Origin of the sequence: Halomonas sp. AOP27-A1-41 (genome assembly GCF_052378605.1) — a bacterium.
GTDB classification, from domain to species: Bacteria; Pseudomonadota; Gammaproteobacteria; order Pseudomonadales; family Halomonadaceae; genus Vreelandella; species Vreelandella citrativorans.
On the sequence record NZ_JBQSXT010000021.1, the window covers coordinates 58,696 to 66,463 of the forward strand.

10 protein-coding genes are annotated in these 7,768 nt (G+C 52.0%); 7 read left to right on the forward strand and 3 right to left on the reverse strand.

Annotated features, from left to right (window positions below):
* Window positions 1-51: 51 nt before the first annotated feature.
* Window positions 52-1,059, forward strand: a complete 1,008-nt coding sequence (locus ACT3TC_RS13555) for a zinc-dependent alcohol dehydrogenase family protein (protein WP_444640383.1) — start codon at window positions 52-54, stop codon at window positions 1,057-1,059.
* 62 nt (window positions 1,060-1,121) lie between these two features.
* On the opposite strand, the gene ACT3TC_RS13560 is transcribed toward ACT3TC_RS13555, so the two are convergent.
* Window positions 1,122-1,388 (reverse strand): hypothetical protein, encoded by a 267-nt coding sequence (locus ACT3TC_RS13560; protein WP_172117262.1) that lies wholly within the window; start codon window positions 1,386-1,388, stop codon window positions 1,122-1,124.
* 408 nt (window positions 1,389-1,796) lie between these two features.
* Window positions 1,797-2,528 (reverse strand): YebC/PmpR family DNA-binding transcriptional regulator, encoded by a 732-nt coding sequence (locus ACT3TC_RS13565; protein ID WP_444640384.1) that lies wholly within the window; start codon window positions 2,526-2,528, stop codon window positions 1,797-1,799.
* Between the two features lie 201 nt (window positions 2,529-2,729).
* On the opposite strand from ACT3TC_RS13565, the gene ACT3TC_RS13570 reads away from it, so the two are divergent.
* Both ACT3TC_RS13570 and ACT3TC_RS13575 read left to right on the forward strand, forming a co-directional pair.
* Window positions 2,730-3,353 (forward strand): LysE family translocator, encoded by a 624-nt coding sequence (locus tag ACT3TC_RS13570; RefSeq protein WP_172117261.1) that lies wholly within the window; start codon window positions 2,730-2,732, stop codon window positions 3,351-3,353.
* Between the two features lie 102 nt (window positions 3,354-3,455).
* Window positions 3,456-3,941 (forward strand): glutathione peroxidase, encoded by a 486-nt coding sequence (locus tag ACT3TC_RS13575; RefSeq protein ID WP_444640385.1) that lies wholly within the window; start codon window positions 3,456-3,458, stop codon window positions 3,939-3,941.
* A gap of 38 nt (window positions 3,942-3,979) precedes the next feature.
* Here the strand turns inward: ACT3TC_RS13575 and ACT3TC_RS13580 are convergent, their stop codons facing one another.
* A complete protein-coding gene (locus ACT3TC_RS13580; protein ID WP_087106394.1) occupies window positions 3,980-4,363 on the reverse strand; it encodes a DUF7079 family protein in 384 nt (127 codons plus the stop codon).
* A gap of 157 nt (window positions 4,364-4,520) precedes the next feature.
* Here ACT3TC_RS13580 and fabV point away from each other — a divergent pair, with 157 nt between their 5' ends.
* The 4 genes from fabV to ACT3TC_RS13600 all read left to right on the forward strand — a co-directional run bounded on the left by fabV (window position 4,521) and on the right by ACT3TC_RS13600 (window position 7,474).
* The gene (gene fabV, locus ACT3TC_RS13585; RefSeq protein ID WP_444640386.1) at window positions 4,521-5,729 is read left to right on the forward strand and encodes an enoyl-ACP reductase FabV; all 1,209 of its coding nucleotides are present in this window, start codon (window positions 4,521-4,523) and stop codon (window positions 5,727-5,729) included.
* Window positions 5,730-5,926: 197 nt separating this feature from the next.
* Window positions 5,927-6,178, forward strand: a complete 252-nt coding sequence (locus ACT3TC_RS13590; RefSeq protein ID WP_444640387.1) for a hypothetical protein — start codon at window positions 5,927-5,929, stop codon at window positions 6,176-6,178.
* Between the two features lie 159 nt (window positions 6,179-6,337).
* Entirely contained in the window at window positions 6,338-6,901 is a 564-nt protein-coding gene (locus tag ACT3TC_RS13595) for a PRC-barrel domain-containing protein (protein ID WP_444640388.1), read from the forward strand.
* 225 nt (window positions 6,902-7,126) lie between these two features.
* On the forward strand, window positions 7,127-7,474 hold the full coding sequence (locus tag ACT3TC_RS13600) for a hypothetical protein (protein WP_444640389.1): 348 nt from the start codon (window positions 7,127-7,129) through the stop codon (window positions 7,472-7,474).
* Window positions 7,475-7,768 lie beyond the last annotated feature (294 nt).

Consider the following 7,768-nt stretch of genomic DNA (forward strand, 5'->3'; position numbering starts at 1 on the left):
CTGATCCTCTGCTAACGTGTTCCAGATGACAGCTAACCCAGGAGATCGACAATGCAAGTGGTAACGCTACAGGCCCCAGGTGGGCTGGATAAACTTAATGTGCAGGAGGCCACGGCACCCGGCGCACCTGCAGCGGGTGAGATTCGCGTACGCATCCATGCAAGCTCGCTGAATTTTCATGACTACGGCGTAGTGGCGGGCATAATGCCGACCGCTGACGGCCGTATTCCCATGTCGGATGGGGCGGGTATTGTTGAAGAGGTCGGTGAGGGAGTATCCGAGTTTTCAGTGGGTGATCGCGTGGTATCGACGTTCTTCCCCTACTGGTTGGAAGGCCCTGCACGCATTGCGGATTTTACGACAACGCCTGGCGATGGTGTCGATGGCTACGCCTGTGAACAGGTGGTTCGCCCGGCACAGTGGTTTACCCATCAGCCCAAGGGGTATAGCCATGCTGAGTCGGCAACGCTCACTACCGCAGGGTTAACGGCATGGCGTGCACTTGTGGTGGATGGCGGCTTGAAAGCAGGCGATACGGTTTTGGTGCTGGGCTCTGGCGGTGTATCCATATTTGCGTTGCAGTTTGCACGCATGATGGGCGCCCACGTTATCGCGACGTCATCTTCCAGCGCGAAACGCGAGCGGTTACGTGAATTGGGTGCTACCCATACGATTAACTACAAGGAAACCCCTGAATGGGGCAAGCAGGTTAATGAGCTGACGGATGGTCAAGGCGTTGATCATATTGTCGAAGTAGGCGGACCTGGCACGCTACCGCAATCTATCGAAGCGATCAAAATTGGTGGGCATATCTCATTGATTGGTGTGCTGACAGGCCGCCAAGGGGACATTCCAACTGCGAAGCTAATGGCGAAGCAGGCGCGTTTGCAGGGCCTGATTGTGGGCAGTCGTCGCCATCAGATAGAGATGATCAAGGCTATTGAGGCTAACGATATGCGCCCCGTTATTGATCGGGAGTTTGCATTAGCCGAGATTGCGGAGGCTTTTCGCTACCAAGAGGCAGGCAAGCATCTAGGAAAAATTTGTTTAACGTTCTAAAAGCGTTTACGTGTGATCTTTACCAGCACTGCCCATAAGGGGGTGCTGGTAGAGCAAGGTGATTATTCTGCTAAACGGCTATACACGACGCCCTTGATTTCAAGCTCCCAGATATGCTCATAAGGCACGGTGATGCTATCCACCTCATCAGGATCATCGTGGCTTTTGTGTAGCTGCTGTTCGGGAATGACCGTTGCATCCATTTTGCGGGCGAGCTGAATGCGCGCACTAAACCGGTTGCCAGCCTGGTCAATAAGAACGCGCTCTCCCGACATGCATTTTTCAAGCTTGGCGTAGAGCTCTGCCTCGCTAACATGAACAATACTCATGGTCGCCTCCTGCGTAACATGAAATGGTTGCGGATAATGGTTATCTCTGAAGATGTCATTTTAGTCGATAAGTTCGAATAGCTCCGCAGAGATTTATCCTCAAGATACTAACCTTGTTCTTGTGTAATGTATTGACCGTAAACCTCAGAGCGTTCGTTGTTTGATGGCGCCTACTTATCAAGCGTCTGTCCATGCAGAGCGACAGCGTTTGGCGGTGTACTGCCGAGGCAGTGAGGTGTGGCAGCAGTTTTTGTTTATTACCGACCTAACCGTGCAGGGGAAGCAGGTGCTGAGCGATGCCGGTATTAACCCCGCGCTGTTGTCACCGAATGCTGCGCTGGGTGGTCATGCGGTATTGGCCGTCAGCAATACGCTGACGGCCACTTTAAACGTACCGGAGCGCGCTATTTACGCTGTCTCTTCGGGTAGCTCAGCGCTGTGGAAGACGTTTTGTACATCGTCCAGATCGGTGAGCATGCCCACAAATTTTTCAAATAGCGCCACGTCATCGCCTTCGAGCGGCGTGGTGTTTTGTGGCAGAAACTGAATCTCATCAATTTCAAAATTGAGCTCACCGAACGCATTCAGCAGGGCTTGCTTGGCTTTAGAATATTCGGTGTGTGGCGCATAAACCGTAATACGCGCTTCTTCCTGCTCAATGTCGGTCACATCAACATCGGCTTCCATTAGCGCTTCAAGCACCGCCTCTTCTTCCTGGCCGACAAACGCAAAAATCGCGCAGTGATCGAACATGTGGCTAACGCTGCCGGGGGTGCCAATCTTGCTTTTCGTTTTGGTAAAGCAACCGCGTACATCGCCAAAGGTGCGGTTAGGGTTATCGGTTAAGCAGTCGACAATCACCATGGCGTTACCGGGGCCAAAGCCTTCGTAGCGTGCTGGAGAGAAGTCTTCGCCACCTGCGCCGCTGGCCTTGTCTAGCGCTTTATCAATAACGTGCGAGGGAACCTGATCTCTTTTTGCACGCTCTATTAAACCGCGCAGGGCAAGGTTACCGTTCGGGTCGGAGCCGCCTGCTTTTGCAACAACGTAAATTTCACGCCCGTATTTGCTGTAAACCTTGGTTTTTGCGTCGGCCGTTTTAGCCATCGATTCTTTACGGTTTTGAAACGCCCTACCCATATCGGAGTCCTTTATTAGCCGTGCCACGCCTGCCTTGACAGCAGGCGTCATTTTCATCGAAAAAGGGGCAAATTTTACCCAACAGAGTACCATGCTAACAGCGTTATTTAAGCGAGACGACGTTATACAGCAAGCAACTCAGCCGGTAACGGCATTGGCGCATGTAGACGATGATTCATTAACAAGTAAAAAGAGGAAAAAATGCCGTTCTCACTCTGGTTGTCACTCGCGGCTATCTGCGCCATGGGGGCGATGTCGCCCGGGCCCAGCCTCGCTCTGGTTTTAAAACACACGCTGGGCGGTGGGCGGTGGCCAGGCATTACCGCTGCTTTATTTCATGCGGCTGGTGTCGGATTTTATGCGCTTTTGACCGTCTGGGGGCTGGGCGCGTTAGTGACTCGTTCGCCTGACGTTTTTCAACTGGTTACCTGGGCGGGCGCCGCCTATTTAGCCTGGTTAGGCATCAAGGCGTTACGGGCTGGTAGGGCGGGGGCAATGAGTCAACAGGGGGCGGTAACCACTCGCCGTCAGGCGGCCAAAGAGGGGATGCTAGTAGCGCTGGGTAATCCCAAGCTGATTATCTTTTTTGTAGCGTTGCTGAGCCAGTTTGTTACTCCTGATATGAGTAGTATGGCAAAGATGATCGTCGTACTAACCGCTATGCTTATTGATGGTGGTTGGTACGTGCTGGTGGCGGTCGGCTTGTCGCATTCGCGGGTACTGCCTTGGTTGCAGCGCCATGCGCACTGGATCAATCGATTAACCGGCGTGCTACTGATTGCGCTGGCGCTGCGCGTTGTCATGGGGCCAATTACCTTGGGTTAATAGGCCGTTGTGCTTGGCAATAATCGATACAAGGCGCTGGTGCCATCCCTGTAGCCGTGGCAAGGTAGTGTTTATATCGCCTGGAAGGTGTAAGGCTTAATAATGACGATTTACGATCAAGACTGTTACACCCACCAAGGGCAGCCGTTTAATTTACGCGCGCTGCGTGGGCAAGTGCTGTTGGTAGTTAATGTGGCCAGCCAATGCGGATTTACGCCGCAATTAAAAGAGCTTGAGGCGTTATACCAGCGCTATCGTGACCGTGGCTTCACCGTGCTGGGGTTTCCCTGCAACCAGTTTGGCCGTCAGTCGCCGGAAAGTGCCGAGGCATTTTGTACTTTTGGTGAGCAAACGTACGGGATAAGCTTCCCGTTGATGGAAAAAATCAGTGTTAATGGTAACCACGCACACACGCTATTTGTCATGCTGAAACAACAGGCGCCCGGGGTCTTGGGCACTCAAGCCATTAAGTGGAATTTCACCAAGTTTCTGGTTGGACGCGATGGCAGGGTCATTACCCGTTTTGGCCCGCGAGATCATGGGCAACCCTTACGCTTGGCATTGGAAGCGGCGCTGGATCGTGAGTAGGTCATTGGCCATCAACGAACCAGAGTGTTGACGGCGGCTTAATGCTCTCCACGGGCAACCTTAACGCGGTTCATAAGCTCGACCCAGCGGTGGCGTACCATCATGGTAGTTAGCCCGGAAAAAAGCGCCCAGCCTTTGCGCCGCCACCCCTTTAAGCGCAGGTTATGGCTCACTAACTGTTGCATCAGCTTATGGTCATCAAATTTTCGCCATTCGCTGGCAATCGAAAGTTGATGGCGTGACATCACCGGGGCTAGCTCCAGGCGAAACATCCACTCAAGCTCCATCAGCGGCATGTCGTACTGGTTAATGACCTCGACCATGCGGGCGTAATCCCGTTCGCTGGGTTCGCGGTCTAGCCATAAGGGGGCCAAGGCAAGCCAAAGGTCGCCGCGCTCGTCGACTAGTTGCTGTGCGTTCATGATGGCCTCGCAGGCATTTAAAAGAAGGGGCACTATCCTGCCGTGAAAGGCAAATAAGCTCAAGAGCGGACAGCGCCCGCCTGGCAAGCTAAAATAGCCGCCATGCTTACAGCATTGTCATGCTGATAATGAAATCAATCCGATAGTGAGGTTCGATGTGATTATTAAACCCAAAGTACGCGGCTTTATCTGCACGACTACTCACCCTAAAGGCTGCGAGCAAAACGTGCTTGAGCAGATTGAAGCAACCCGCGCGCGTGGTTTGGATAAAAGCGCCGGCCCCAAAAAAGTGTTGGTGATCGGGGCTTCCAGCGGTTACGGCTTGGCTGCTCGGATTACCGCTGCCTTTGGTTACGGCGCCGATACGCTGGGCGTGTTTTTTGAAAAGCCCAGCAGTGACACCAAAACCGGTACGGCGGGTTGGTACAATAGCGCAGCGTTTGACAAGTTTGCCAAGCAGGAAGGTCTTTACAGCAAGTCGATCAATGGCGATGCGTTCTCTAATGAAGCGCGTGAAAAAGCCATTGAGCTGATCAAGCAAGATATGGGCGAAATCGACCTGGTGGTGTACTCACTGGCATCGCCTGTGCGCAAGCTGCCGGATAGCGGTGAACTCAAGCGCTCAAGCCTGAAGCCGATCGGTGAGACCTACCGCGCCACGGCCATTGATACCAATAAAGACCGGATTATCGAGGCAGAAGTGGAGCCTGCCACTCAGCAGGAAATCGACGATACCATCACCGTGATGGGTGGCGAAGATTGGGAACTGTGGATGGACGCACTGGACCAGGCGGGCGTGCTGGCCAAAGGCGCACGCAGCGTGGCGTTTAGCTATATCGGTACGGAAATTACCTGGCCGATTTACTGGCACGGCGCCTTGGGTAAAGCCAAGGAAGACCTGGACCGTGCGGCCACGGCGATTGATGACAAGCTTAAAACTAGCGGCGGCGGCGCTAATGTCGCGGTACTCAAATCTGTTGTTACCCAGGCCAGTGCAGCTATTCCGGTGATGCCGCTGTATATCGCCATGGTGTATCGCATCATGAAGGAGCAGGGCGTACACGAAGGCACCATCGATCAGCTCAATCGACTCTTTGGTGAACGGCTCTATGCCGCAGAGCAGAGCGGCGACATGGCCACGGATGATGAAGGCCGTCTGCGTCTGGATGATTGGGAGCTGCGCGATGATATCCAACAGGCTTGCCAGGATCTGTGGCCGGAAGTGACTACCGAGAATCTATTTGATATCACCGATTACGCTGGTTATAAGCATGAATTCTTAAAACTGTTCGGCTTTGAGCGTGATGATGTCGATTACGACGCCGACGTGAACCCTAACGTTGCGTTCGATGTGGTTAATTTATAAACCATTAAGCGACTTGCTTACCGCTTTAACGAATTGCCGGGCCTTTGTGCCCGGCAATTTGCGTTTGACGCGTAAAGTCCGCTAGCGGCAGGCGCAAAATCAATCACTGTTAAATGTTTACTGCTGGATACGCAAGTCCTTGAAGGTTCTGCCATGGTTAAAAGCAGAGTGTTACTCGCTTTTACCATGGAGGAAATATGACCCGTACCGCACGAGTGGAGCCAGTTAGCGAAGACAAGGGCGACGCGATCATCGTATCGGGTTGGCGCGTTGTCGATGTTACCGAGCCTGATACCCCTCAAGAAATATCCCGCCACGACACTGAGCCACAAGCAATTGATGCAGCGCGCCGCTTTGAAGCCGAAACTGCCCACGAACCTGGTTCAGCGCCTGATGATACTCAGGATTACGATGCGTCTGATCCCAACGCAGGCAAAGACGTTTCGTAATAGAGTCGTTTCAGCTGCGGGCCAGAAGGTGCCATGCACAAACGATGTCATGAAACTGATTGGATAAACAGGCAGCGATTATCCCGCAACTGGCGGGTATTGGTGATTTTCAATTCGGTCAACTAACTTGTAAGAGTGTGGCACTCAAGGAGAGACAGCATGAAACGGACTACACTAGCGATTGCAATTGCAGCTCTTTGCACTGGAATGTCCAGTGGCGTGTTTGCTGAGGATAACCAGCAAGAAAATGGTCAATCAGAAGGTGCGCTGGAACAACAGGAAGAGGCGGTCGATGAGCAGGACGACGCTCAGGATGAGCAGCCCGCCGCTATGACAGGTGGCAACGCGGCGTCTTCTTCGGATGTTGATCAGGAGGAGAGAGATGATCCGAACGACCTGATGTCTCGCCAAATAAGTGATATCGAAGGCATGACAGTGGTCAATATGCAGGGTGAAGAAATTGGCGATATTGACCGGATCGTTGAGCATAAAGAGTCTGGCGAACTGTATGCGGTTATTTCCATTGGTGGCGTATGGGGAATCGGTGCCGATGAAGTGGCGCTGCCATTAGATGAAATTGAGCTGAAGGACGACCAACTGGTTACCAACACCACCTACGGTAGTGAAGAGATAGAAGCGACGGCAGAGCAGTATGACGAAGACAATTTCAGCCAGATAGATAACAGTATGACCGTAACGCAGGCCCAGCAGCATCCTAATTAAGATACTGTCATGAGAATGGTCATCTAACGCCTGAAAGGCCATAACACTTTGTTCATGAGTTCGCCTTGCCTTGTATAATGAGGCAAGGCGTTTTTTTGGTCGTTAAACGATTATTAAGATCGTTATTAACTTTCATACAAGTTTTAAGAAAGATGGTTTTTTATTGTTACTTTTATCCTCCGTTGGCTAACGTTTGAAGAGTGACTCATCCAAGGAGGACATCATATGAACCGGACAATAGTAGCCATTGCTATCGGTGCTATCTTTACGAGCATTTCAGCAGCCGTGTTGGCCAATGAAAATGATGCATCACAGAGCGACGGTCAGATGACCCAGCAGCAGAACAGCTCAACAGCCGGACAGCAGCAAAGTACGGACACTCCCCGTAATCAGGAACAGGGCGATACCGAGCGTGAAACCGGCACTCAAGGGCCTCAACAGAGCTCTGAAAGCGACGACCTGGATATGCCTGACCAGGCCGATATAGGCAGCGACGATACGCAGAATGAACAAGGTGGTAACCGCTTGGAAGTTTTGAAAGATGAGGATGCCGACCAGACCACGGTTGAATAGTATAAAACCTCACCATTGTTTCTTGACGAGTTTTACTAAGTAAGCGGTGATAATATACGTGTTAATTTTTATTATAATTCATCGTTAGCTTTGCTCTTAGGCGCTTAGGTCTACTAGCTTTTTAAGTGCAAGCCAACACAAGGAGCAATATTATGAAACGGACAACACTAGCCATTGCTATTGGTGCGATTTGTGTAGGACTTTCAGGCGGCGCTCTGGCTCAAGACGCTAACCAGAACGACACTGACAATGCCGATCAAATGACGCAGCAGCAAGATGCTACGGCGCAAACGC